Consider the following 23,619-nt stretch of genomic DNA (forward strand, 5'->3'; position numbering starts at 1 on the left):
GAGACTCAGAGGTCCCGGCGGCCGCTGAAGGCGTGCGACAGGGTGCCGCCGTCCACGTATTCTAGTTCACCCCCGAGCGGGATGCCATGCGCCAGGCGCGTGGCCCGGATGCCGTGGCTGCGGGCCAGATCGGCGATGTACTGGGCCGTGGCCTCGCCCTCCACTGTGGGATTGGTGGCGAGGATGATCTCGGCCACTTCGCCCCGGGCCAGGCGCTCCGCCAGCCGGTCCAGGCCGATATCGGCCGGTCCGATGCCGTCCAGGGGCGAGAGGTGACCCATGAGGACGAAATACAGGCCGCGGAAATCGGTGGCCTGTTCCACGGCGACGATGTCGGCCGGGGTCTCGACCACGCACAACTGGCTGCGGTCGCGGCTGTCACTGCGGCAGATGCCGCACACCGGCTCCTCGGTCAGAGTGCGGCACTGCTCGCAGTGGCCGACCTTGTCGATGGCATCGGTCAGCGCGGCGGCCAGCCGGCGGCCGCCCTCGCGGTCGCGCTCCAGCAGGTGGAAGGCCATGCGCTGGGCCGACTTGGGTCCCACGCCGGGCAGGCAGCGCAGCGCCTCGACCAGGCGTTGAATCGCCGGGGACAGGGACATGGGTCAGCGCTTCAGAACGGCATCTTGAAGCCGGGCGGAAGCCCCATGCCGGCGGTCAGCCCGGACATCTTCTCCTGGGTCGTCGCCTCGGCCTTGTGCACGGCGTCGTTCATGGCCGCAGCGATCAGATCCTCCAGCATCTCCTTGTCATCGCCGATCAGACTGTCGTCGATATTGACCCGGCGCACCTCGTTGCGGCAGGTCATCACCACCGTGACCATGCCGCCGCCGGCCTGACCGGTGACTTCCACGTTGGCCAGCTCCTCCTGGGCCTTCTGCATGTTGGCCTGCATCTGCTGGGCCTGCTTCATGATGTTGCCTAATCCGCCTTTCATTGCCTTTCCTCTCAGAAGTTTCCGAATACACCCAGAGTGAGTTCATGGGTTATGCGTTCATGCATCGTCCAGGGGCCGGATGCTGTCGGGCTGCACCCGGGCGTTGAAGGTATCCTGCAGCGCCCGGACCGTCTCGTCGGCGGCAATCGCACTCTCGGCGGCCTGCTGGCGCTCCTGGCTGCGCCGGGCCTGCTGCTGGGCCGGGGTCTCGGCCGGCGGCGGCGTCCCGCTGCCGCTGTCGATCTCCAGCCGCACCTCACGCCCCAGGCAGCGGTTCAGCGCCTCGGCCAGCTTGGCCTGCAGCGCCGGGGTCAGCAGGTGCTGGTGGGCCGGATCCAGATGCAGCTGCACCCGGCTGTCCCCGCAGCTGATCAGGGTGCAGTTCTCCGCCAGCTGTCCGGCCAGGCCGCGCAGGCCCATGGCGGCGATCAGGCCGGGCCAGTCGTCGCCGGCCGGCTGAGCCGCCCCGCTCCCTCCGGATGCCGTTGCAGTCGGCGCCGCGGGAGCCGAGGCCTGGCTTGCCGCCCCTGGGACACCCGGCCGCGCGGGCCGGGCCGGGGCCGCAGCGGCCGGCGTCTGCGCGGCCGCCGCCGGGCGGAAACTGAGCATGCGCAGCAGGATCATCTCCAGGCCGCCGCGCGGGTCCGGCGCCAGCGGCAGGTCGCGGCGGCCGATCAGGCCGATCTGATAGTGGAGTTGGACATCCTCGGGAGTCAGGGCCGCGGCCAGTTCGGCGATCACTTCCGGGGCATCGGCATATTCGTCCATCCCCTCCCCGGGCAATGCCTGGTGAACGGCAATGCGCTGCAGCACCGATAACAACTCGGCCAGCAGCGCGGCGAAATCGGTGCTGCGCTCGGCGGCATCGCCCACCCGCGCCAGCAGCGCCTTGCCGTCACCGGCCGCGAGCGCCCGCACCAGGTCGTAGACGAACTCGCGCTCGATGGTGCCGAGCATGGTGCGCACCTCGGCCTCGCGCACCTCGCCGCCGCCGTAGGCGATGGCCTGGTCCAGCAGGCTCAGGCCGTCGCGCATGCTGCCGTCGGCGGCGCGGGCCAGTTCGCGCAACGCCCCCGCCTCGGCATTGATGCCCTCGCGTTCCAGGATCTGCTCCAGGTAGTCACGGATCTGCTCCGGCGGCAGGCGCTTGAGGTTGAACTGCAGGCAGCGCGACAGGATGGTCACCGGCAGCTTCTGCGGATCGGTGGTCGCCAGCAGGAACTTCACGTGCGGCGGCGGCTCCTCCAGGGTCTTGAGCAGGGCGTTGAAACTGTGGTTGGAGAACATGTGCACCTCGTCGATGAGGTACACCTTGTAACGCCCGCGGGTGGGGGCGTACTGGACGTTCTCCAGCAGCTCGCGGGTCTCGTCGACCTTGGTGCGGGAAGCGGCATCGACCTCGATCAGATCAACGAAGCGCCCCTCGTCGATCTCGCGGCAGGCCGAGCATTCGCCGCAGGGATGCGAGCCGACGCCGGTCTCGCAGTTCAGGGACTTGGCCAGGATGCGGGCCAGGGTGGTCTTGCCCACACCGCGGGTACCGGTGAACAGATAGGCGTGGTGCAGGCGGTCATTGTCCAGCGCATTGACCAGCGCGCGCAGGACATGGGCCTGCCCCACCAGTTCAGCGAAGCTGCGGGGCCGCCATTTTCGGGCAAGAACCTGATAGGACATGTGATCAACTCAAACCGCAAACCGGGGACAGCCCCGAATGGCCGTTACGTAAAGCGGATTTCAGCCCGTCCGTCATTCCCGCGAAGGCGGGAATCCAGTACCCGGCAGGGCACACAGACGCTGGATCCCCGCCTTCGCGGGGATGACGCGGCCAAGGTAAGCGCCATTCGGGGCTGTCCCCAGTGTAGGGAATATTTCATGAAAGATGAATTAGGAGGCGGCCTGTACCCGCCACACTCCGGCACCCGAGTCCACTGCTGCCGCTGCTCCCTTCCGGGCCTGACGGGGTTCACAGCTTATCGTTGCGGAGGGACCGGCACAAGCCACCATTGACCGGTATTGCCAGGAGCCCGCAGGGTATAACAGTTTCCCATTTTCCTCAATCGCTTATTGCGCAAGTCTCATGCCGGTTTCAGCGCAGGGGAAAGACTTCCGCCCCTGCCTCGCCGGCCTGCTCCTGCGCCGGCCGGCGGCAGTCATAAACCGCATAGATACGTTCACCCTCGACGATTTCGCTCTCCGCCACCACCCGGTCGCCGTCCATGCGCGCCGCGCTGTTGCGCGCCAGCACATCCAGTTCCTGCTCGAGTTTGCGATAGCTGCGCGGGATCCCCGCCAGCCGGTCCAGCACCGACACCCGGGTGGTGCCGAGGCGCAGGCAGTCGGCCACCGCCTCCGCAGTCACCACCTGCACCTGCGCACCCGCGGGCGTGGGCTCCACCCAGGTGCAGGCCGACAACAGCAGGCAGGCGGCCCCGCCCAGGCACTTGCACAACAGATTACCCCGTATGACATCTAACATAGTTGTATAACACCATTGAGACCGTTGAACGCCGTTCGTGCATTATACTGATTATGCATGCCTGCCGACGCATATGCCGCGGCAGGCCGCACACAACAGCCCCGGCGCCACGCACCGGGCATTATTCCCTGCATACTCTGTGATTATATTTCACAATCATCCAAGACACTTGTAATACATGGAAAAATACCTGTTTTTCCCGCACATTTCCGCCCCCCACAGGAAATTAAACCGGAATCAGGGGTGAAAATTCACTCGGAAATCTGTAAGATATGCAGACTGTACATCACGGGTCAGCGTTGCCGCCCCTCCGGGACACGGGAACGCGACTGTCTCTGCCCTTAAGCGGGCAACGGTGTAACTCTTCCGTCATCGTGTTTTTTCGGCGGGCCATTGAGGTCCGCGACCATGAATCACTATCAGGACCGTTACGTCCTGTTTGCGATAAACGACAACTGGTGCCAAACCATCCCGGCGGAAGGTGAAATACCAGAAGTTAAGCGTAACTACCCGCTTTGCACGAGATCGCCCGTAGGACCGTTTGGCACCGCAACGGGAGGAAATACTGTGCAAAAAACTGCCCAGCAGAATTATGGCGACGACCCCCTCAAGGTCCGCGACACCGACCAGTACAAGGACGAATACGTTCATGGCTTCGTCGACAAGTGGGACGAACTGATCGACTGGGACGGCCGCGCCAACAGTGAAGGCGACTTCTTCATCCAGGCCCTCAAGGAACGCGGCGCCAAGAAGATCCTCGACGTCGCCTCCGGCACGGGCTTTCACTCCGTGCAATTGATGAAGGCCGGTTTCGAAGTGACCAGCGCGGACGGCAGTCCGGAAATGCTGGCCAAGGCCTTCGAGAATGCCCGCAAGCGCGGTCATATCCTGCGCACGGTCCACGCCGACTGGCGCTGGCTCAACCGCGACGTGCACGATCTCTACGATGCCGTCATTTGTCTGGGCAACTCCTTCACCCACCTGCATGACGAGAACGACCGCCGCAAGGCCCTGGCGGAATTCTACGCCACCCTGCGTCATGACGGCATCCTGATCCTGGACCAGCGCAACTACGACGCCATCCTGGACCACAAGGTTCAGCCGACGCACAACTATTACTACTGTGGCGACAATGTCAGCGCCTCGCCGGAATATGTCGACGACTCGCTGGCCCGGTTCCGTTACGAGTTCCCCGACAAGTCGGTGTATCACCTCAACATGTTCCCGCTGCGCAAGGACTACACGCGCCGCCTGATGAAGGAAGTGGGCTTCCAGAAGGTAACCACCTACGGTGATTTCCAGGAGACCTACCGCGAGGAAGAGCCCGACTTCTACATCCACATCGCTGAGAAGAAATATCATCAGCAGGAGGATACTGAATGAGTACCACCCCATCCTATTCCGAGGTCGTGGAGACGGCGCGCAGCTATTACAACAGCGATGACGCCGACAATTTCTACTTCCACGTCTGGGGCGGTGAAGACATCCATATCGGTCTGTACCAGGACGACCAGGAGCCCATTGCCGATGCCAGCCGCCGCACCGTGGAACGCATCGCCTCCAAGCTCGACAACCTGGGCCCGGACAGCTACGTCCTGGACGTGGGCGCCGGCTACGGCGGCGCCGCCCGCTACCTGGCGAAGACCTACGGCTGCCGGGTCGTTGCGCTCAACCTGAGCGAGAAGGAGAACGAACGCGACCGGCAGATGAACAGGGAGCAGGGCCTGGATCACCTGATCGAGGTGGTCGACGGCAACTTCGAGAACCTGCCCTACGACAGCGGCACCTTCGACGTGGTCTGGTCGCAGGACTCCTTCCTGCACAGCGGCCATCGTGACAAGGTGATCTCGGAGGCCGCGCGCGTGCTCAAGCCGGGCGGCGAGCTGATCTTCACCGACCCGATGCAGGCCGACGACTGCCCCGAGGACGTGCTGCAGCCGGTCTACGACCGCATCCACCTCAGCAGCCTGGGCTCGATCGGCTTCTACCGCGAGCAGGCCGCCCGCAACGGTCTCAAGGAAATCGAGATCGAGGATCTGACCGCGCGCCTGCCCGTCCATTACGGCCGCGTGCGCGAGGAACTGACCCGCAACCGCGACGATCTGGTGAACCGGGTCTCCGAAGAGTACATTGACCGCATGATCACCGGCCTGGGACACTGGGTCGATGCCGGCAGCAAGGGCTACCTGAGCTGGGGCATCCTGCATTTCCGCAAGACCGCGGACTGATCTGAATACACCCGGCCCGCGCCGCCGCCCGCGCGGCGGCAGACGGCCCGACTTTTTTCATTAACTCGACCGCACGAGGCGGTTGTCCAAAAACCCATCAGGAGGTTTACATGGCACGCGAATATATCGTGTCTTCCGAATCGGTAGGCGAGGGTCACCCGGACAAGGTGGCCGACAACGTTTCTGACGCCATTCTCGACGCCCTGCTCGCGCAGGATCCGCTCTCGCGCGTGGCCTGCGAGACCATGGTCAACACCGGCATGGCCATCATCTCCGGCGAGATCACCAGCAAGGCCACCGTCGACTACACCGACGTGGTGCGCGAGACCATCCTCGACATCGGCTACAACGACGGCGCCATGGGCTTCGACGGCAAGAACTGCGCCGTGCTGGTCGCGCTGGACAAGCAGTCTCCCGACATCGCCCAGGGCGTGGACGAGGGCACCGGTCTGGATCTGGACCAGGGCGCCGGCGACCAGGGCCTGATGTACGGCTATGCCACCAACGAGACCAATGAGCTGATGCCCATGCCGATCCAGTATGCGCACAAGCTGACCCAGCAGCAGACCAAGGTGCGCAAGGACGGCACCCTGCCGTGGCTGCGTCCGGACTGCAAATCGCAGGTCTCCGTGCGCTACGAGGGCAACGAGCCCAAGATGATCGACGCCGTGGTCCTGTCCACCCAGCACGCCGAGGACATCAGCTACGATCAGCTGAAGGAAGCCGTGATGGAGGAGATCATCAAGCCGATCATCCCGAGCAGCATGATCTCCGACAAGACCGAGTACTTCATCAACCCCACCGGGCGTTTCGTCATCGGCGGTCCGGTCGGCGACTGCGGCCTGACCGGGCGCAAGATCATCGTCGACACCTACGGCGGCGTGGGTCGTCACGGCGGCGGCGCCTTCTCCGGCAAGGATCCGACAAAGGTCGACCGCTCTGCTGCCTATGCCGCGCGCTACGTGGCCAAGAACGTGGTCGCCGCGGGCCTGGCCGACAAGTGCGAAGTGCAGGTCGCCTACGCCATCGGTGTGGCCAAGCCGGTCTCCATCCATGTCGAGACCTTCGGCACCGCCAAGATCGACGAGTCCAAGATCGAGGCCCTGATCCGCGCCCACTTCGACCTGCGGCCCAAGGGCATCGTGCAGATGCTGGACCTGCTGCGCCCGATCTACCGCAAGACCGCCTCCAACGGCCACTTCGGCCGCGAGGAGCCGGAATTCTCCTGGGAGAAGACCGACCGCGCCAAGGCCATGGCCGACGACGCCAACCTCAAGACGGCCTGAGCCGTCGCGGGGTAACCGCAGCAAGTCAAAGGCCCCTTTTCAGGGGCCTTTTTCTTTGCCTGACATATCGGCATCACACAAACTTCATTTCCCGGCAACATCTGCCTGCTAGCTTCACGGTACCCCTCAAACTGCCTGATCAGGAGGCAACAACCGTGAACGATCACGACGACAACAGCAGCAACAACTCGGGCAACCGCCCCTTCGCCGATATCCTGGAAACCCGTTTACACCGCCGTCAGGTGCTCAAGGGCGGCCTGGCCGTGGCCGCGACCGGTTTCTTCGCCGGGCCCGCGGTGGCGCAGGCCTTCGGCCGCGACGACCGGGGCCGTACCCCCTGGCAGCGCAATCCCCGCAATCGCGGTCTGATCAACTTCACCCCGGTCGCCATCGCCGACGGCAGCGGCCCCAATCCCGGTATCTCCCCGGATTACCAGTACGACATCATCCTGCCCTGGGGCGATCCGCTGGAACCCGGCGGCCCGGCCTACAGCTGGCCGCCCACGGCAGCCGATCAGGCGCTGCAGCTGGGTATCGGCCATGACGGCATGTGGTTCTTCCCCATGATCCACGAGCACGGCCGCCGCTTCGGCTGGGACGAGGACCGGGAGAACAACCCCTGGCGCGGCCGCGCGCTGGCCTTCGGCCAGGGCAATGACCACGGCGTGCTGTGCCTGAACCACGAGTTCGGCGGCAATGACCACGTACTGGGCAAACCGGTGCCGGAAAGCCTGGAGGACGTGCGCGCCTCCCAGCACGCCCATGGTGTATCGGTGGTCGAGATCCGCAAAGGCCATGGCCGCGATAATCGTTGGCAGCCGGTCCGGAGCAGGCTCTCGCGCCGCATTCACGTCAACACGCCGGTGAACTTCAGCGGCCCGGCGGCCGGCCACCCGCTGCTGCAGACCCCCAACGGCAACATCCCGCTCGGTACCGTCAACAACTGCGCCAACGGCTACACCCCCTGGGGCACCTACCTGACCTGCGAGGAGAACTTCAACGGCTACTTCGGCACCGAGGACCCGGCCTGGACGCCGAACGAATCGCAGCAGCGCTACGGCTTCCTCAACACCGGCTTCGGCTATGGCTGGCACCTGTTCGACAAGCGCTTCGACCTGGCCGACCCGGATTATCGCAACGAGGAAAACCGCTTCGGCTGGATCGTCGAGATCGACCCCTTCGATCCGACCCGGACCCCGGTCAAGCGTACCGCCCTGGGCCGCACCAAGCACGAGGGCGCCACGGTGCATGTCGACGACTATGGCCGCGTGGTGGTCTATTCCGGCGACGATCAGACCTTCGACTACATCTACAAGTTCGTCTCCGCCGACAACTGGCGCGCCATGCGCGCACGCGGCGAAAGCCCGCTGGATCACGGCACCCTGTACGTGGCCCGGTTCGGCGATGACGGCAACGGCGAATGGCTGGAACTGAGCATGAACATCCCGGCCCTGGCCGCCCGCTTCGCCGACATGGGCGAACTGCTGGTCAACACCCGCATCGCCGCCGACATCGTCGGTGCCACCCCGATGGACCGCCCGGAATGGGTCACGGTCGGCGCCGACGACAAGGTCTACTGCGCCCTGACCAACAACAGCCGGCGCAGTGTCGCCGACGGCCCCAACCCGCTGGCCCCGAACCCCGACGGTCACATCATCCGCTGGAGCGAGACCTCGGGCTTTGCCGGCACCACCTTCGTCTGGGACATCTTCCTGATCGCCGAGGACACCCACGCTGACGACCGGGAGGACACCTTCAGCGATCCCGACGGTCTGTGGGCCGACCCGGACGGCCGCCTGTTCATCGAGACCGACGGCGGCCAGAAGAAGGGACTGAACAACCAGCTGCTGGTGGCCGACATCAACAGCGGCGAACTGCGGCGTCTGTTCACCGGGGTCAGCGGCTGTGAAGTGACCGGGATTGCGGTCACGCCGGATCGGCGCACCCTGTTCGTCAATATCCAGCACCCGGGCGACGGCGATCCGAACCAGACCAACTTCCCTCTGCTCAATGCCGCGCCGGACGGCGTGACCATCCCGCGCGATGCCACCGTGGTGATCACCCGCCGGGACGGCGGCATCATCGGCGCCTGACCTGCGGGCCGCAAGGCCCGTCCCGCCCGCTGCACCGGCCCCGGTTCGCCACCGGGGCCGGTGTCTTTTCAACCCAGCCAGACATTGCCGATCAGTCGCGGATCACATCCGCCCGCTGCTGTACCAACCGCCCGTCGCGGTAATCGCGCATGGCCTGATGGATCTCGTCCTGGGTGTTCATGACGAAGGGGCCGTACTGCGCAATGGGCTCGCCGATCGGTTGTCCCGCCACCAGGATCAGGCGCGCACCCGCCTCACCGGCCGTCACGCCCACCCGCTCGCCCGTGTCCAGCACCGCCAGACTGTGTGCAGGCACGCCGGTGCCGGCCACTTCGACCGCCCCCTCGAACACATGAAGGAAGGCGGTATGCGTCACCGGCAGATCATGCTCGAAGCGCCGGCCGGGCTCCAGTGACACGTCCAGGTACTGCACCCGGGTATGCGGATCCTCCACCGGCCCGCACAGGCCGGCGTGCTCGCCGCTCAGCACCTTCACCTCCAGCCCCGGCTCCCGGTGCACCGGGAAGGCGGCGGCGCTGAATTCCTGGTAGGCCGGCGCACTCAGCTTGTCGCTGGCCGGCAGATTGATCCAGAGTTGGAAGCCGCGCATCAGCCCGGCGGACTGCTGCGGCATCTCCGAATGGATCACCCCGCCGGCGGCCTTCATCCACTGGGCGCCGCCGGATTGCAGGTCGCCCTGGTTGCCCATGCTGTCGCGGTGCAGCATGTGCCCGTCCAGCATATAGGTGAAGGTGACGAAGCCCCGGTGCGGATGGTCCGGAAAGCCGGCGATGTAGTCGTCGGGATTGTCGCTGCTGAAATGATCCAGCAGCAGGAAGGGATCCAGATTGCGCCGCGCCGGCGTACCCAGGGTGCGGCGCACGGTCACGCCCGCGCCTTCGGTGATCTCCTGCGCCGGAATGAGTTGTCTGACTTCGCGATAGGTCATCGCTGTTCTCCTTGTATAGCCGTTACTTCCTGCCGATGCCGGGATGGCCCGGAGGTACCGTCCAATAACACCCTCCTTCAACGGGCGGGGAGACCCGCTTCCTCCCTCTTGATGGGGGAGGATTGAGGAGGGGGTGAGGCCCGGACTCCGGCAGGCACACTCTCCATGTCAGCGCCGCTGACTCATGCGGCCGCACGAAGCGCCGCGGCCGTCTCCGCAATCCGCCGCTGCGCCGCTGCCACCGCCTCATCCTGCTGCTGCATGATGCGATCGGCCGCAATGACCGTCACGTCCTCGATCCCCAGAAACCCCAGCACCTGCCGCAGATAGCCGCTGGCAAAGTCGATGTCGCTGCCCACGGGGGTACCGCCGCTGGCCAGCAGCAGGAAGGCCTGCCTGCCCCGCAGCAGCCCCTGCGGGCCGGACTCGGTGTAACGGAAGGTCTCGCCGACACGCGCCACCTGGTCGATCCAGGCCTTGAGACTGGCGGGAATGGAGAAATTGTAGATCGGTGTGCCGATCACCAGGACATCCGCGTCCTGCAGTTCCCGCACCAGCGCATCCGACTGTGCCAATGCCGCACGCTGCGCGGCATCGCGCTGTTCCGCCGGGGTATAGCTGGCCCCGATCCAGTCCGCGTCCACCACCGGCAGCCCCGCGGACACATCCCGTTCACGCAGCTGCAGATCGGGATGATGCGCGCGCAGCCTGTCCAGCAGGTGCGCGACCAGCCCCCGGCTGACCGAGCCCTGCTGACGGGCGCTGGCGGTGACGGTGAGAACATTGAGAGCGTTGGTCGTGTGATTCATGGCTGACTGCCTCCTGTGTTTGCGGCGGTCGCCCGGCCTGTCCGGACGGCATGTGATCAGCCTATCTGTTGAATTATTCAGAATAAATACTATTATTACGAATAGATTATTCTCGAATAAGGAACAATTGCATGGACCGTTTCGAGGCCCTGGAAAACTTTGTGCGCGTGGTCGAGGCCGGCAGCATCAGCGGCGCGGCCGAACGCCGTCAGGTAGCCAAGTCCGCGGTCAGCCGCCGCCTGACCGAACTGGAACAGCACCTGGGCGTGCAGCTGTTCCGCCGCACCACCCGGCGCATGGACCTCACCGACACCGGCCGCAGCCTGTACGAACGCGCCGTGCGTCTGCTCGCCGACCTGCAGGAGACCGAACTCGCGGTGTCCAGCGAGCACGGCGCCCTGTCCGGCAGTCTGCGGGTGGCCGCCCCCTTGAGCTTCGGGCTGCTGCACCTGACGCCCGCGGTCAACGACTTCATCCGCATGCACCCCGAAATCCGTTTCGATCTCGATTTCAATGACCGTCAGGTGGACATCCTGCAGGAGAGCTTCGATGTGGCCGTCCGCATCGCCGAACTGCCCGACTCCAGCCTGATCGCCCGCCCCATTGCACCCATCCGCAGCGTGCTGGCGGCCAGCCCCGCCTATCTCGATGCCCATGGCAGCCCCGCCAGCCCGCAGGAACTGGCACTGCACCGCTGCCTGCTCTACACCCACCTGCCCGACCCCGGCCTGTGGCGCTACCGTGATCCGCAGGGACATCCAGGCGAGGTCCGGGTCAGCGCGGCCCTGCAGGCCAACAACGGCGACTTTCTGCACCGGGCCGCGGTGGACGGCCACGGCATCGTGCTGCAACCGCTGTTCATCTGCTACCGGGCCATCGAGGCCGGCCAGCTGGTGCCGCTGCTCATCGACCATGAATGGCAGGGCGTACACGCCTACGCCGTCTACCCGCAGACACGGCACCTGTCCCAGCGGGTGCGCGCCTTCGTCGATTTCCTGGTCGAGCGCTTCGCCGGCGAGCCCTACTGGGAGCATTGTCTGAAGGCGTAGGATGGGTGGAGGCGCAATGCGCCGTAACCCATCATTTACCGCGCCGTGCAGCGATGGGAACGCTGCCTGAAGGCGTAGGATGGGTGAAGGCGCCTGCTGCGCCGCAACCCATCGTTTGCCGCGCCGCGATGGGTTGCGCTGCGCTCCACCCATCCTACCGGGCTCATAGTGTCATTCCAGCGCAGACCGGGATGACGGGAAAACCGTCAGTAGACCCGCAAGCATCAATCATTATTTGCATGACTCTGCGTCTCCGCGCCTCTGCGTCCTTTGCGTTTATGCCGCCCCACAGCTATAACCCGCATACAGCCTGCAGTTATACCGGGCCGCGGTTTAACGGCCGCCGCTTTTCCGCGACAATGGCCTTTTCCCCCGTAACCTAAGGAGTCGCCGTGAGCTGGACCAAATGGCTGCCCCTGCGCTTCATCCTGCGCCGCGCCGCCCGCAGCCAGGGGTTTCTCGACCCCATCGAGTTGATGGCACGGCTGCGCAGCTTCGCCCAGCCCTCCGAGGTGGGCGAGCCGGTGGAACTGCTGCGCGCCGGCGTGGTATTCCACGCCCGCGGTCTGATCAACAGCAAGGTGATCCAGCACAACCTGGACTGGGTCTGGCCCTACTGGATCGAGCGCCAGTTCGATCCGCACGATCCGGCCTTCATCCCGCGCGCCTTCTCCGTCTCGCACATCAATCTCACCCATCGCAACTGGACCGCCATCGGCTATCCCGACGCCGAGGCGCTGCCGCTGGTGGATCCGCGCGGCCTGCTCACGCCGGACTATGACGGCCCCTCGCTGGATGCCTGGGTGCTGCTGGACAGCGACGGCCGCGCCCTGCTGCCCTCGCGTGTCGCCGCCTGCGAGCAGCACCAGACGCTCGAACCGGAACCGGCCATCCACACCCGCACCTACCAGGACGGCCTGTCCCTGCACAGCACTTCGCGGGTGGTGCTCGATGCCTCCGGCCAGCCGGTTTGCGAACTGGATCTGGAGGCCGCCAGCACCACGCCCGCCTGGCTGGTGGTCTCGCTGCGCCCCTACAACCCGGAAGGCATCAGCTTCGTGCACGAGCTGACGCTGTCCGACGACCGCCGCCGCTGGAACGTCGACGGTGAACGGGAGATCGAGTTCAGCGCCCCGGCCGAACGTCATCACGTCTCCGACTACCGCGCCGGCGATGTCTACATCCACCTGCAGGACCAGGATGACCAGCCCGGCGGACGCTGCGAACTGGGCATGCTCACCGCCGCCGCCCTGTTCCCCATCGGCCAGGCCGACACGACCCGGCTGCAGGTGCGCATCCCCCTGAAACAGGAACGGCCCCTGCTGCGCAATGCCTGGCCCGCGCTGCGCGAAAAGACCTGCCGACTGGACTGCCCCGAACCGCGCTACCAGTTCCTGTACGACGCCGCCGTCGCCTCGCTGCTGCTGCACTCGCCGGATGACGTCTATCCCGGCCCCTATACCTACAAGCGCTTCTGGTTCCGCGATGCCGCCTTCATCATTCACGCCCTGCTGTGCCTGGGCCTGGATGAACGCGCCGAACGCGCCCTGGAGCGCTTCCCGCCGCGCCAGACCGCACGCGGTTACTTCCGCTCGCAGGAAGGCGAATGGGACGCCAACGGCGAAGTCCTGTGGATTCTGCGCCGGTTTGAGCAACTCACCGGCAGACGCCTGGGCACGCACTGGCACAACCCCATTGCGCGCGGCGCCCGCTGGATCACCCGCAAACGCCTGCCGGCCACACCCGCTTCGCCCCATGCCGGGCTGCTGCCGGCCGGCTTCAGTGCCGAGCACCTGGGCCCGAACGACTATTACTACTGGGACGATTTCTGGGGAGTGGCCGGACTGCGGGCCGCCGCCGAACTGCTGGCCGATGCCGAGCCGGAGGCGGCCCGCACCAGCGCCGCGGACGCCGAGGACTTCTCCGCCGCCATCGACCGCAGCCTGACCGGCTGCGCCGAGCGCCTCGGCCGCCCGGCCATGCCCGCCTCCCCCTACCGGCGCCTGGACGCCGGCGCCATCGGCTCGCTCGCCGTCGGCTATCCGCTGCAGCAGTGCGCCGCGGACGACCCCCGGCTGCTGGACTGCGTCGAGTTCCTGCTGGCTAACTGTTTTGTGAACGGCGCCTTCTTCCAGGACATGATCCATTCCGGACTCAATGCCTATCTCACCCTGCACGTGGCGCAGATCCTGCTGCGGGCGGGCGATCCCCGCTATCTCGAACTGATGGACACGGTGGCGGAACTGGCCAGCCCCACCGGTCAGTGGCCCGAGGCCATCCATCCGCGCACCGGCGGCGGCTGCATGGGCGACGGCCACCATGTCTGGGCCAGCGCCGAATGGGTGCTGATGCTGCGCAACGCCTTCGTGCGCGAGGAAGACGACAGACTGATCCTGGCCAGCGGGGTCCCCGCACGCTGGCTGGAGCAGACACAGCCGGTACGCTTCGGCCCGGCACCGACGCGCTTCGGCCGCGTCTCGGTGCAACTCACCCCGCAGCCGGGGGGCGACGTCCAACTGGACTGGCAGGCCGACTGGCACGCCGCCGCGCCCGTCATCGAGGCACGGCTGCCGGGCTTTGCGCCGGTCGAAGTGAATGACACCACCCGCAGTTTTATACTTTCGAAGCCTGCATAGTTATGGTCGCACATAGCCCTTCGATGTCATTCCGGCGCAGGCCGGAATCCGATACCCGCGGCGGCTTCTGGATCCCGGCCTGCGCCGGGATGACGGAATCACGTATTGCCTGCCCATGGGATCCACTGAGCCGCGTAGCCTTCATGTCATGAACATCGTCATCTTCACCAACACCTTCACCCCCCACGTCGGCGGCGTGGCCCGTTCGGTGCAGGCCTTCACCCGCCACTACCGCCAGCGCGGCCACCGGGTGCTGACGGTCGCCCCCGAGTTCAAGAACATGCCGGAAGCGGAAACCGACGTCATCCGGGTGCCGGCGATCCAGAACTTCAACGCCAGCGACTTCTCCGTTGCCCTGCCCATTCCCGCCGGCCTGAGCGAGGCGCTGGAGACATTCGCGCCCGATGTCGTCCATTCCCAACACCCCTTTCTGCTCGGCATGACCGCGGTACGCATGGCGCGTTACCTGCAGCGGCCGCTGGTGTTCACCCATCACACCCTGTATGAGCAGTACACCCATTACGTACCGGGCGACTCGCCCCTGCTCAGGCGTTTCGTCATCGAGCTGGCCACCCACTACGCCAACCTGGCCGACCAGGTGTTCGCCCCCAGTGAAAGCGTGCGCGACCTGCTGCATGCCCGCGGCGTGACCGTGCCGGTGCGGGTGGTACCCACCGGGGTGGAGGTGGCGGATTTCGCCAACGGGGATCGCGCCGCCTTCCGAGAGCGTCAGGACATTCCGGAGGACGCGTTCGTGGTCGGGCACCTGGGCCGGCTGGCGCCGGAGAAGAATCTGGAATTCCTCGCCCGCGCGGTGGCCGAATTCGTCCGCACCCGCAACAATGCCTGGTTCGTCGTGGTGGGCACCGGTACGTCCGAGCCCGCCATCCGTGAAACCTTCAGCCGCGCCGGCTGCGCCGACCGGCTGCAGATCCTGGGCACACAGCAGGGGCGCGACCTGGCGGATGCATTATCCGCCATGGATGTGTTCGGCTTCGCCTCGCACAGCGAGACCCAGGGCATGGTGCTGACCGAGGCCATGGCCGCCGGCCTGCCGGTAGTGGCACTGGATGCCTCCGGCGCGCGCGAGGTGGTGCGCGACCGGCACAACGGCCGGCTGCTGCGGGAGGAAAATGCGGATGATTTCTGTACCGCACTGGCATGGGTGCACGAACGCAGCCCGGAACAGCGCCGGCAGTTGAACGACGCGGCGCAGGCAACGGCGAGGGCGTTCTCCATGGACCGCTCCGCCGACAACGCCCTGGAGTGCTTCGCGCATCTGCGCCGGCAGCATCCCGAACACACGCGCGAGGAGGAATCGGCCTGGGAGCAGGTCCGTGCCCGCATCAAGGCCGAGTGGGACATCCTGCGCAGCCTGACCCGGGCCGGTGACGGGGCACTGAGCGACTACTGGTCCGACGACAAGCACAGGCCGCAATGAGCCGGCCGGGTTTCGCCGCCGGCCGGTCGCAGCCTGAGCACAGGTCGGATCAGCGCAGCGTAACCCGACACAGGGAGTCCGCGTCGGGTTATGCCCTGCCGGGCTGACCCGACCTGCGCAGGCGTGCGACCTGAGTGGGAGTCAGAACTCCGCGCAGACGGGGACTATACTTGCAGTGACCTCCGGTACAGCCACCGCAAAGGAAACCGCCCATGCTGCATGCCCGTCTCACCCGCACCCTGCGCCGGCCGGCGCTGACGCTCCTGGTTCCAATGCTGTTTCTGCTCACCGCCTGCGGCTCCGGCCTGTCTGGCAAGTACGCCGACGAGATGGGCATCATGGAGTACGAATTCGACTCCGACGGCACCGTCTACATGAACGCCATGGGCACCCGGGTCGCCGGTGAATACGAGATCGACGACAACAATGTCATCGTCCACGGCCCGCACGGCAACCTGGTATTCGAGCGGAAGGACGATCAGCTGATCGGCCCCATGGGCCTGATCCTCAGTCGCAGGGACTGAGGGCCACAGCACGTAGGTCGGGTTAGCCCGAAAGGGCGTAACCCGACACTTCCGCGGCGCTGTCGGGTTACGCTGCGCTAACCCGACCTACACGGCCGCTGAGGCCGCGGGCAGCCACTCGCCGCCGCGGCTGCGGCGGAACACGCCCTGCTCCGGATCGATGCGGAACAGGTACAGCCAGCCGTTGTCCACCAGCGCGGCGACGTTGGGGTTATCCGCCAGCACCTGCTCCATGGCCGCCTGCGGCGCCTCGATGAACACGCTCAGGCGCAGCGGCTCGTGCACCCAGTCGCGGCCATCGTGCAGCGACTGCAGCGCCAGGCCGATGCGCAGATCGCCGCCGTTGCCCTCCAGCACACCGAGGCGCCCGCCCACCACGTTGTGCAGCACCTTGTTGCCCGCCCCCAGGTGCTCGGGATCGACCACCGAGCCGTAGTACTGCAGGTTGATCCAGTTCGCCACCACCATGGGCGCGGTCATGATCAGCTTCAGCACCTGAAAGTCCTGATCGCGGGTCCAGTCGTATTCGTGCAGGAAGGCACGGCCCTCCAGTGACAGGTGCGCGGTGCGCGTGCGCGGCGCGGCGATGAAGGCGGCATTGCCGGCCAGGCCCCATTCGGGGCGCACCTGCGACCAGTCGCGGCTGCGCTGTTCCACTGTACGCCGGCGTTCGGCCTCCGTGTCCGGCACCTGCGTCACCAGCCAGGCCAGGCGTTCGGCCCGGCACAGGGCGCCTGCCTGGTCCAGTGCCCGCTCCAGCCGCGCCAGATCATCCGCGAGGCTCGTCGGCACCCGTTCCCGGTCCAGCAGGCTCACCGCATCGGTGGTCGTGTCGTGCAGGGCCGGCAGGAACCAGGTGTCATCCGGGATCTGCCTGCCCTGTTCCCGCAGGGCCGCGCGCACGTCGGCATCATTGAGCAGCGCCGCGGCCATGCGCACGCTGGCCGCGCCGGTCTGGCCGGCGCAGGCGCCGCAGTCCAGACCCGCCCGCTGGGGGTTATTCACGCTGCTGCTACCGTGTCCGGCCAGCAGCACCAGGCGCGGAAAGGGCGCCACCAGGCCCATGGCATCGAGAATGAACGCGGCCGCCCCGGGCCGGTCCCCGGCCGGGATACCGGTAGCGCCGTCCTGATCCCGCGCATCCAGATCAGGACCGAGCCGGGCCCGCTCCCGGGCCGACAGCCCGGCCGACTCGGGCGCAGACACCGGCGCGGTCCAGCCCAGGGAGTCGCTGATCAACCGGGGGGCATACAGCAGCAGACCGGCGGTCTCGACAAAGGAGAAACAGGAACTGGCGGAGAGCTTGAACTGCTTCCAGGCCTTGCCCAGTCCCAGCGCCAGCCGACGTCGGGAACCCAGTGCCGCCGTGTCCGCGCCGCCGCCGTCACCGGCTGTCTCGCAGACCTCGTAGCGGGCCGGCAGCAGCACCGGCAGATGATTCCGGGGGTAGTGCGCCCCCAACGGCCGGTAGCGGGCCATGACGCCGAAAAAGCCGGCAAAGCCCTGGGTATGGATATCCGCATCGGCGGTCTCCAGTGCCCGCCGGAACACCTCGGAGCGCACATCGATGCAGAAGGCGGCCAGGGCCAGCGGTCGCACCGTTCCGGTATGGGGTGCGGTCGCAGGGGCGTGACGCAGACCGGCGACGATCCGGCGCTGGTAGCCGATCTCCAGCGCCCGCTGCAGCAGCAGGTCGGTCTCCAGCGCGCGTGCCTGCGCCGACGCCAGCTGTTGGGGCCAGCAGCACAACGACTGGCGCCACTGCTCGACCCGCTCGGGCCGGTCGTCATTGCTGAGCAGGATCAATTCCCAGACCAGGCGGATGGCCAGCAACTCGACAATGTCGTCATCCGTGCCGCCCGCCAGTTCCGCTTCCCAGCGGCGGGCGCGCAGATAGCTGGCCCAGCCGCCGATGCAGGTCAGCACCAGGGTGAGAAAGTCCTGGTACCTGTCTGCCGGCACCCCGAGTTGCTGCAGGGCCGCGGGGATGGCCTCGCGCGCAGTCTCCGGCAGCGCGGCCAGCGGCGCCTCCACATCCGAAATCTCCATCCAGGCGGGACTGCGATCGATACGCAAATAGGCACGCCAGGCAGCATACAGACCGTCGCCGAAACGCGGCATGCGCCACAGGGCCTGTCCCTGGTCATACCAGGCCGCGCAGAACTGGCTGATCTGCTGAATGACATAACGCGACTGGGCGGGGCGGTAACGTTCGTCCAGCAGACTGGAATACAGCAGCGGGGCGCATGCCGGCGGCTCGGGTTCGCGCAGCGCACGCTGCAGTTGCTCCAGACCGAGGCGGGAATCCATTTCCGTCAGGGCCTGCTGCAGATCCGCCTGCGTGATCCGCCCGGCTTCGCACTGGCGTCGGTACCAGTCCCGTGGCGCGCTCAGGCGGCGACCCAGGATGCGCAGGTGGTACTCCGCCGCCTGCTCGAACGGCCGCTCCACATAGCCCAGGTAGGGGTTGGTCGCCACCATCGCATCCAGGGGCCAGAACGGCGGGATGCGATTGCACACCGCATCGATGAGGGGATTGATGTCGGAGGTCTCCGGCGCAGCGGTGTCAATGTCGATGCCCAGGTTCAGATTCGTCATGGCTCCAGACTCCTGTGCAGAGGATTCAGATTCGCAGCCGCTCAATCACTGCCAGACGGCACCCGCGCCCCGTTTACGCGAACCGCGGAAGCGGGCCGGCCAGATGCGATAGACCAGGCGCTCCACCGGCAGATCGATATACAGCCCGTTGTACAGATGCACGTACAGACGCTGCAGCCAGGGCGCCGTGCTGCGCGGAATGAGCACCGTCTGCATGAAGGACAGCCCGAGAAAGGCTACCGCCACCAGCCCGATCAGGGCGTACTCAAGCGAACTCGCAGTGGCGGGAATCGGACTGAGCACATCGGCGTAAACATGAGCGAACAGACTGTGCAGGGCGAAATACAGCGCAGCCACCAGCGCCGACAGCCCGCCCAGGCGCAGCCACAGCGCCGGTCCGAGCCCCAGACTCCGGCCGGCGGCCAGGAGTTGTGCCAAAGCCACGCTGAGAATGGTGCCCAGCGCCAGCAGGGCCGGCTCCCCGGCCGGCGTGACCCCCCACAGGGCGGCAATCCCGAAGCTGACGAAACCGCCGGCCACGAGCACGATGAACCAGTGCCCCGCGGTCAACGCCTGGCGGGCGGGCGGCGCCGGCGCGCGCAGCAGATCGACAATGCTGCCGGAGGACAAAAAGGCATGCGCCTTGTACAAGGAGTGCGCCAACAGGTGCAACAGGGCCAGCACGAACAGGCCCAGGCCCAACTCCACCAGCATGAAGCCCAACTGACCGGCGGTGGACCAGGCCAGCGAGCTCTTGATCGCCGTCTGGGTGAGCATGGCCAGCGAGGCCAGGGTCACGGTCACCAGGCCGACCAGCAGCAGCAGCACCAGGGCAGCACCCTCGGCCAACAGCAGTTCGTGGGTCCGCAGCACCAGGATGGGGCCGCTGTAGACGATGCCGGCGTGCAGCAGCGCGGATACCGGGGTCGGCGCCTCCATCACCTGCAGCAGCCAGCCGTGAAAGGGGAACTGACCGGTCTTGAGCACCGCATAGCCGACGATGAGCCAGGCGGCCAGGTGCAGCTGCCAGTTCAGCGTGACATCGCCGGCCGTCACGGCGGCGGCAAGGGCCTCGAACGACAGAGTGCCCATACCGAAGCCCAGCAACAGCGCCGCGGCCAGCAGACAGGCGTCGGCCCCACGGCTGAACAGCAGCTTCTTGTGCGCCACCATGCGTGCCGGCTGGCGCTGACTGTAATAGGTCAGCAGCCGGTTCAGACCGGTGCCGGTCAGGATGATGGCCAGTGCGAAGGTGAGCAGGTCGCCTGCGATCACCACCAGCATGAAGGCGCCCGCCGTCAACGCCAGCCAGCGGAAGAAGCTGCCGTGGCGGGCATCGCCCAGCAGATACTGGGTACTGAAACGCGCCACCAGCGCAGTAAGCAGTGCCACCAGTGCCAGGATGGTCAGACTCAGGCTGTCCACCATCACCGAAAAGGTACTCGCCCAGGCGGCGCCATCCTGCATACTGAACAGGCGATAGGTCGTAACATCGGACGGTTGCGTCAGTGTTGCGAACAACAGGACCACAACCACCAGGATGCCGGACAGGGCCGCGCCCTGGACCAGCCGGCTCATCCGCAGCGGACAGTCATTGGCCAGACGATCCGGCAGCAACCCGACAATGCCGAGCATCAGCGGGGAAACCAGAATCAACATCCCCGGTGACAACAGGGTATCCCACACCATTATGCCTCCCCGGTCCGGTCAGGACCTGCAAAGTCGCATAACACCTTGTGGGATCAAGCTAGCCTACCGGCGGGGAAAAATATAATTGCAATTGGCAATGCATATCATGCGATTTGACTGATGAATAAATTCCATCCCGTATCGATGGAATTCAGCATCGAATATTCAATTTCCGGTTATATTCATTTCCGTCGCCGCGGCGCCGGCCGGGATCCAGCGGCTGCACAGGCATCCGGATTCCCGCCTGGGCTGAGATAACGGGAGCGGTTGTCTGGCGCGTGCAAGGGCTCAGTGAAGAGGCGGGATACAGGCTTCAGTCACTATGCAGTACAAAGCGGCGGTGGAAACGCGCGGCCACCTCCCACAGTTCCCCGGTGAGGTAAGCCTTCACCTGCTCGCGCACCGTCACCGGCACCGGACCATAAAAGGCCTCGGCGATGCCGCCGGCGATACAGGCCTGGGTGTCGCTGTCACCACCCAGCGAGACGGCATTGCGCACGGCCGATTCCCAGTCCGCGGATTCCAGAAAGCAGATGATCGCCTCCGGCACCGAGCCCTGACAGGAAACATCGAAGCGATAGATCGGGCGGATCTGTGCCAGGCGGCGGCGAAGATCGTAGCCGGATCTGCGCTCGATCTCGTCGCGGACAGCCGTCTTGTCCATGCCCCGGCGCGCCAGGAACACGGCCAGCGCCACGGCCTGTGCGCCCCTGATGCCCTCGGGGTGGTCGTGGGTGCAGCGGGCCGAACGTGCGGCCTCGGCCAGCACCGTCTCGATTCTGTCACAGGCGTAACCCACCGGGCTCACCCGCATGGCCGAGCCGTTGCCGAAGCTGTGATAGGGGCTGGGATCGGGCGAGAACAGCCACTGGTGGAAGTTGCCGCCATAGCCGGCGTCAGGGTAACGCCGGCCATAGTGGCGCAGCGCCTGCGCGTACAGACGATTGTCGAGGATAGCCGCAGCCACGGCCACGCTCATCACGCTGTCGTCGGTAAAGCGGCTGCCCGGCCCGAACAGGGGAAACTCCGTGGTCTTGATCGGCGCGGCCTCGTAGACCGAACCGATGATGTCTCCGGCAATGGCGCCGATCATGCTGCCTGCCACCTCCTGTCGGTCCGGCCGGCCGGACAACGCCCCCGTCCTTGCCCTGGATCATGGATTCCCGCGTCCATAAGCATTAAATTATATGCAAATCTCTGTACATCAATCCCGATCCAGAAGGAGAGTCAACATGGTCGTTTTCCAGCCCCTTGCCGGCATCCGGCGCAGACCGCTCGTTGCCGCTGCCGCCCTCGCCGCCCTGCTCGGCACCGGCAGCGCCGCCGCCTACGACTGGAAACCCCTGCCGGAAGAACCGCCCTCCCCGAGCCACAACCCGACCACGCCGGCCAAGGTCGACCTGGGCCGGAAGCTGTTCTTCGATCCCCGCTATTCGGCCACCGGCACCGTTTCCTGCAACACCTGCCACAATGTCATGGAAGGCGGTGACGACGGCCGCCCGACCTCCATGGGCGTGCATGGCAAGACCGGACCGCGCAACTCGCCGACGGTGTGGAACTCGGCCTTCGCCTCGGTCCAGTTCTGGGACGGCCGGGCGAAGAACCTGGAGGAACAGGCCAAGGGACCGGTGCTGGCCGACGTGGAAATGGGCGTGAAGGAGCTGCAGGTCGCCCTCAACGTGGTGGCCTCGATCCCGGGCTACCAGGAACTGTTCAAGCAGGCCTTCCCCGAGGACGAGAATCCGGTCACCGTCGACAATGCCGCACGCGCCGTGGCCGCCTTCGAACGCACCCTGATCACCCCGAACAGCCCCTACGACCGCCACGTCAAGGGCGAGGAAGGCGCCATGAGCGAGCAGCAGATTCGCGGCATGCGCACCTTCAACGAGGTCGGCTGCACTGCCTGCCACGGCGGTCCGGCCTTCAATGGCCCGCAGCCCGAGCTGCCCGAAGGCAGCGGCTTCTACCAGAAGTTCCCCCTGTTCGCCGACAGCGCTTATGTGGAGAAATACCAGCTGCTGGCGGATACCGGCCGCCACCAGGTCACCGGCAAGGACGCGGACAAGTACATGTACAAGGTGCCGACCCTGCGCAACATCACCCTCACCGCCCCCTACTTCCACAACGGCGCGGTGAACAGCCTGCGCGAGGCAGTGCTGATCATGGGTGAGACACAGCTCAACAAGCAGCTGAGCGAACAGCAGGTCGATGACATCCTCGCCTTTCTCGAGGCCCTGACCGGCGAATTCCCGGCCATGCAACTGCCGCGCCTGCCCTCGCGCAGCGGCGAGTCGGTCATCCGCGACACCGTCACGCCGGTCACGGGCGGCGCACACTGAACCGCGCGGGTCCGGGGAGGGTACACCCCTACTCCAGGCGCCGGTAGCGCCAGTACGGGTCGTAGAACGGATCCCAGTAATAGGGGGCGGGATACGGCACATACTGGATTTCCCGGCGTCGGGGCCACAGATGGACCTGATCGGCCCGCAGCCGCGGCAGACTGAATTCGGCCTCGCCGATGCGCTGGGTGGCGGTTCCCTCGATGCGGCCGGTGAAGGTGACATGCCGGCCGCTGCTGTAAATGGCCGGATCGTAGAAGCCACTGGCACAGGCCCGGAAGCGACCGCTGGAGCGATCACTGTCCAGCGGCTCGCCCACCCGGTCCAGGGCAAGCCCCACCATGTCGAAACAGGTCATTCCATCCTGGGGCACGGCCTGCACCACGAGCCCGCCCCAGCGTACCCGTTGCCCGTCGGAGCGACCGTCACCGGCCTCGTCCGGCGTAATGTCCCGGTAGGGGCCGCCCGCCGCCAGATCGGGCGGCATGCTCACACAGCCGCTCAACAACAAGGCGATACCCGGCAACACCGAAAGGAAAAATCGCTGCATGACGGACTCCATCAG

19 protein-coding genes and 1 other RNA gene are annotated in these 23,619 nt (G+C 66.1%); 9 read left to right on the forward strand and 11 right to left on the reverse strand.

Going from position 1 to position 23,619, the window contains the following annotated elements; genetic code table 11:
• Positions 1-5: 5 nt before the first annotated feature.
• From recR to CFK21_RS11700, 5 genes are all read right to left on the reverse strand, one after another.
• Positions 6-602 (reverse strand): recombination mediator RecR, encoded by a 597-nt coding sequence (recR, locus tag CFK21_RS11680; RefSeq protein ID WP_096366825.1) that lies wholly within the window; start codon positions 600-602, stop codon positions 6-8.
• 11 nt (positions 603-613) lie between these two features.
• Positions 614-937: a YbaB/EbfC family nucleoid-associated protein gene (locus tag CFK21_RS11685; protein WP_096366826.1), complete on the reverse strand. Its 324-nt coding sequence runs from the start codon at positions 935-937 to the stop codon at positions 614-616.
• Positions 938-994: 57 nt separating this feature from the next.
• On the reverse strand, positions 995-2,611 hold the full coding sequence (dnaX, locus tag CFK21_RS11690) for a DNA polymerase III subunit gamma/tau (RefSeq protein ID WP_096366827.1): 1,617 nt from the start codon (positions 2,609-2,611) through the stop codon (positions 995-997).
• Positions 2,612-2,833: 222 nt separating this feature from the next.
• Positions 2,834-2,930: signal recognition particle sRNA small type (ffs, locus tag CFK21_RS11695), an RNA gene on the reverse strand.
• A 93-nt stretch (positions 2,931-3,023) separates the two neighbouring features.
• Positions 3,024-3,413, reverse strand: coding sequence for a DUF4156 domain-containing protein (locus CFK21_RS11700; RefSeq protein WP_096366828.1), 390 nt, complete (start codon positions 3,411-3,413; stop codon positions 3,024-3,026).
• Between the two features lie 567 nt (positions 3,414-3,980).
• Here CFK21_RS11700 and CFK21_RS11705 point away from each other — a divergent pair.
• The 4 genes from CFK21_RS11705 (at position 3,981) to CFK21_RS11720 (ending at position 9,020) form a co-directional block, all read left to right on the forward strand.
• Positions 3,981-4,796, forward strand: a complete 816-nt coding sequence (locus CFK21_RS11705; protein ID WP_231971506.1) for a glycine/sarcosine N-methyltransferase — start codon at positions 3,981-3,983, stop codon at positions 4,794-4,796.
• On the forward strand, positions 4,793-5,641 hold the full coding sequence (locus tag CFK21_RS11710) for an SAM-dependent methyltransferase (protein WP_096366830.1): 849 nt from the start codon (positions 4,793-4,795) through the stop codon (positions 5,639-5,641). Before CFK21_RS11705 ends, CFK21_RS11710 begins: the two co-directional genes overlap by 4 nt.
• 110 nt (positions 5,642-5,751) lie before the next feature.
• Positions 5,752-6,927: a methionine adenosyltransferase gene (gene metK, locus CFK21_RS11715; RefSeq protein ID WP_096366831.1), complete on the forward strand. Its 1,176-nt coding sequence runs from the start codon at positions 5,752-5,754 to the stop codon at positions 6,925-6,927.
• Positions 6,928-7,082: 155 nt separating this feature from the next.
• Positions 7,083-9,020: a PhoX family protein gene (locus CFK21_RS11720; RefSeq protein WP_096366832.1), complete on the forward strand. Its 1,938-nt coding sequence runs from the start codon at positions 7,083-7,085 to the stop codon at positions 9,018-9,020.
• Positions 9,021-9,111: 91 nt separating this feature from the next.
• Here CFK21_RS11720 and CFK21_RS11725 read toward each other — a convergent pair whose 3' ends face one another.
• Entirely contained in the window at positions 9,112-9,969 is an 858-nt protein-coding gene (locus CFK21_RS11725) for a pirin family protein (RefSeq protein WP_096366833.1), read from the reverse strand.
• A 182-nt stretch (positions 9,970-10,151) separates the two neighbouring features.
• Positions 10,152-10,778 carry an FMN-dependent NADH-azoreductase gene (locus CFK21_RS11730; RefSeq protein ID WP_096366834.1) on the reverse strand — a complete coding sequence of 209 codons (627 nt, stop codon included), beginning with the start codon at positions 10,776-10,778 and terminating at the stop codon, positions 10,152-10,154.
• Between the two features lie 131 nt (positions 10,779-10,909).
• On the opposite strand from CFK21_RS11730, the gene CFK21_RS11735 reads away from it, so the two are divergent.
• The 4 genes from CFK21_RS11735 to CFK21_RS11750 all read left to right on the forward strand — a co-directional run bounded on the left by CFK21_RS11735 (position 10,910) and on the right by CFK21_RS11750 (position 16,428).
• Positions 10,910-11,827: a LysR family transcriptional regulator gene (locus tag CFK21_RS11735; protein WP_096366835.1), complete on the forward strand. Its 918-nt coding sequence runs from the start codon at positions 10,910-10,912 to the stop codon at positions 11,825-11,827.
• 392 nt (positions 11,828-12,219) lie between these two features.
• A complete protein-coding gene (locus CFK21_RS11740) occupies positions 12,220-14,463 on the forward strand; it encodes a hypothetical protein (RefSeq protein ID WP_096366836.1) in 2,244 nt (747 codons plus the stop codon).
• Positions 14,464-14,611: 148 nt separating this feature from the next.
• Entirely contained in the window at positions 14,612-15,904 is a 1,293-nt protein-coding gene (locus tag CFK21_RS11745; RefSeq protein ID WP_096366837.1) for a glycosyltransferase, read from the forward strand.
• A 212-nt stretch (positions 15,905-16,116) separates the two neighbouring features.
• The gene (locus CFK21_RS11750) at positions 16,117-16,428 is read left to right on the forward strand and encodes a hypothetical protein (RefSeq protein ID WP_096366838.1); all 312 of its coding nucleotides are present in this window, start codon (positions 16,117-16,119) and stop codon (positions 16,426-16,428) included.
• 87 nt (positions 16,429-16,515) lie between these two features.
• Here CFK21_RS11750 and CFK21_RS11755 read toward each other — a convergent pair whose 3' ends face one another.
• The 3 genes from CFK21_RS11755 to CFK21_RS11765 all read right to left on the reverse strand — a co-directional run bounded on the left by CFK21_RS11755 (position 16,516) and on the right by CFK21_RS11765 (position 21,808).
• Positions 16,516-19,026: a YbcC family protein gene (locus CFK21_RS11755; RefSeq protein WP_096366839.1), complete on the reverse strand. Its 2,511-nt coding sequence runs from the start codon at positions 19,024-19,026 to the stop codon at positions 16,516-16,518.
• Between the two features lie 45 nt (positions 19,027-19,071).
• Positions 19,072-20,715, reverse strand: coding sequence for a proton-conducting transporter transmembrane domain-containing protein (locus CFK21_RS11760; protein WP_096366840.1), 1,644 nt, complete (start codon positions 20,713-20,715; stop codon positions 19,072-19,074).
• A 313-nt stretch (positions 20,716-21,028) separates the two neighbouring features.
• Positions 21,029-21,808: an ADP-ribosylglycohydrolase family protein gene (locus tag CFK21_RS11765; RefSeq protein WP_096367600.1), complete on the reverse strand. Its 780-nt coding sequence runs from the start codon at positions 21,806-21,808 to the stop codon at positions 21,029-21,031.
• Positions 21,809-21,947: 139 nt separating this feature from the next.
• Here CFK21_RS11765 and CFK21_RS11770 point away from each other — a divergent pair, with 139 nt between their 5' ends.
• Complete coding sequence (locus CFK21_RS11770; RefSeq protein WP_096366841.1) at positions 21,948-23,054, forward strand: cytochrome-c peroxidase; 1,107 nt, start codon at positions 21,948-21,950, stop codon at positions 23,052-23,054.
• A 28-nt stretch (positions 23,055-23,082) separates the two neighbouring features.
• Here the strand turns inward: CFK21_RS11770 and CFK21_RS11775 are convergent, their stop codons facing one another.
• Positions 23,083-23,604 (reverse strand): Slp family lipoprotein, encoded by a 522-nt coding sequence (locus CFK21_RS11775; protein WP_157745647.1) that lies wholly within the window; start codon positions 23,602-23,604, stop codon positions 23,083-23,085.
• Positions 23,605-23,619 lie beyond the last annotated feature (15 nt).

The organism is Thiohalobacter thiocyanaticus, assembly GCF_002356355.1.
Lineage (GTDB): Bacteria > Pseudomonadota > Gammaproteobacteria > Thiohalobacterales > Thiohalobacteraceae > Thiohalobacter > Thiohalobacter thiocyanaticus_A.

Excerpts from the sequence above, each read along its gene's own strand:
- recR (WP_096366825.1), bottom strand. The coding sequence starts at position 602 with ATGTCCCTGTCCCCGGCGATTCAACGCCTGGTCGAGGCGCTGCGCTGC.
- CFK21_RS11685 (WP_096366826.1), bottom strand. The coding sequence starts at position 937 with ATGAAAGGCGGATTAGGCAACATCATGAAGCAGGCCCAGCAGATGCAG.
- dnaX (WP_096366827.1), bottom strand. The coding sequence starts at position 2,611 with ATGTCCTATCAGGTTCTTGCCCGAAAATGGCGGCCCCGCAGCTTCGCT.
- CFK21_RS11700 (WP_096366828.1), bottom strand. The coding sequence starts at position 3,413 with ATGTTAGATGTCATACGGGGTAATCTGTTGTGCAAGTGCCTGGGCGGG.
- CFK21_RS11710 (WP_096366830.1), top strand. The coding sequence starts at position 4,793 with ATGAGTACCACCCCATCCTATTCCGAGGTCGTGGAGACGGCGCGCAGC.
- metK (WP_096366831.1), top strand. The coding sequence starts at position 5,752 with ATGGCACGCGAATATATCGTGTCTTCCGAATCGGTAGGCGAGGGTCAC.
- CFK21_RS11725 (WP_096366833.1), bottom strand. The coding sequence starts at position 9,969 with ATGACCTATCGCGAAGTCAGACAACTCATTCCGGCGCAGGAGATCACC.
- CFK21_RS11730 (WP_096366834.1), bottom strand. The coding sequence starts at position 10,778 with ATGAATCACACGACCAACGCTCTCAATGTTCTCACCGTCACCGCCAGC.
- CFK21_RS11735 (WP_096366835.1), top strand. The coding sequence starts at position 10,910 with ATGGACCGTTTCGAGGCCCTGGAAAACTTTGTGCGCGTGGTCGAGGCC.
- CFK21_RS11745 (WP_096366837.1), top strand. The coding sequence starts at position 14,612 with ATGAACATCGTCATCTTCACCAACACCTTCACCCCCCACGTCGGCGGC.
- CFK21_RS11750 (WP_096366838.1), top strand. The coding sequence starts at position 16,117 with ATGCTGCATGCCCGTCTCACCCGCACCCTGCGCCGGCCGGCGCTGACG.
- CFK21_RS11755 (WP_096366839.1), bottom strand. The coding sequence starts at position 19,026 with ATGACGAATCTGAACCTGGGCATCGACATTGACACCGCTGCGCCGGAG.
- CFK21_RS11760 (WP_096366840.1), bottom strand. The coding sequence starts at position 20,715 with ATGGTGTGGGATACCCTGTTGTCACCGGGGATGTTGATTCTGGTTTCC.
- CFK21_RS11765 (WP_096367600.1), bottom strand. The coding sequence starts at position 21,808 with ATGATCGGCGCCATTGCCGGAGACATCATCGGTTCGGTCTACGAGGCC.
- CFK21_RS11770 (WP_096366841.1), top strand. The coding sequence starts at position 21,948 with ATGGTCGTTTTCCAGCCCCTTGCCGGCATCCGGCGCAGACCGCTCGTT.
- CFK21_RS11775 (WP_157745647.1), bottom strand. The coding sequence starts at position 23,604 with ATGCAGCGATTTTTCCTTTCGGTGTTGCCGGGTATCGCCTTGTTGTTG.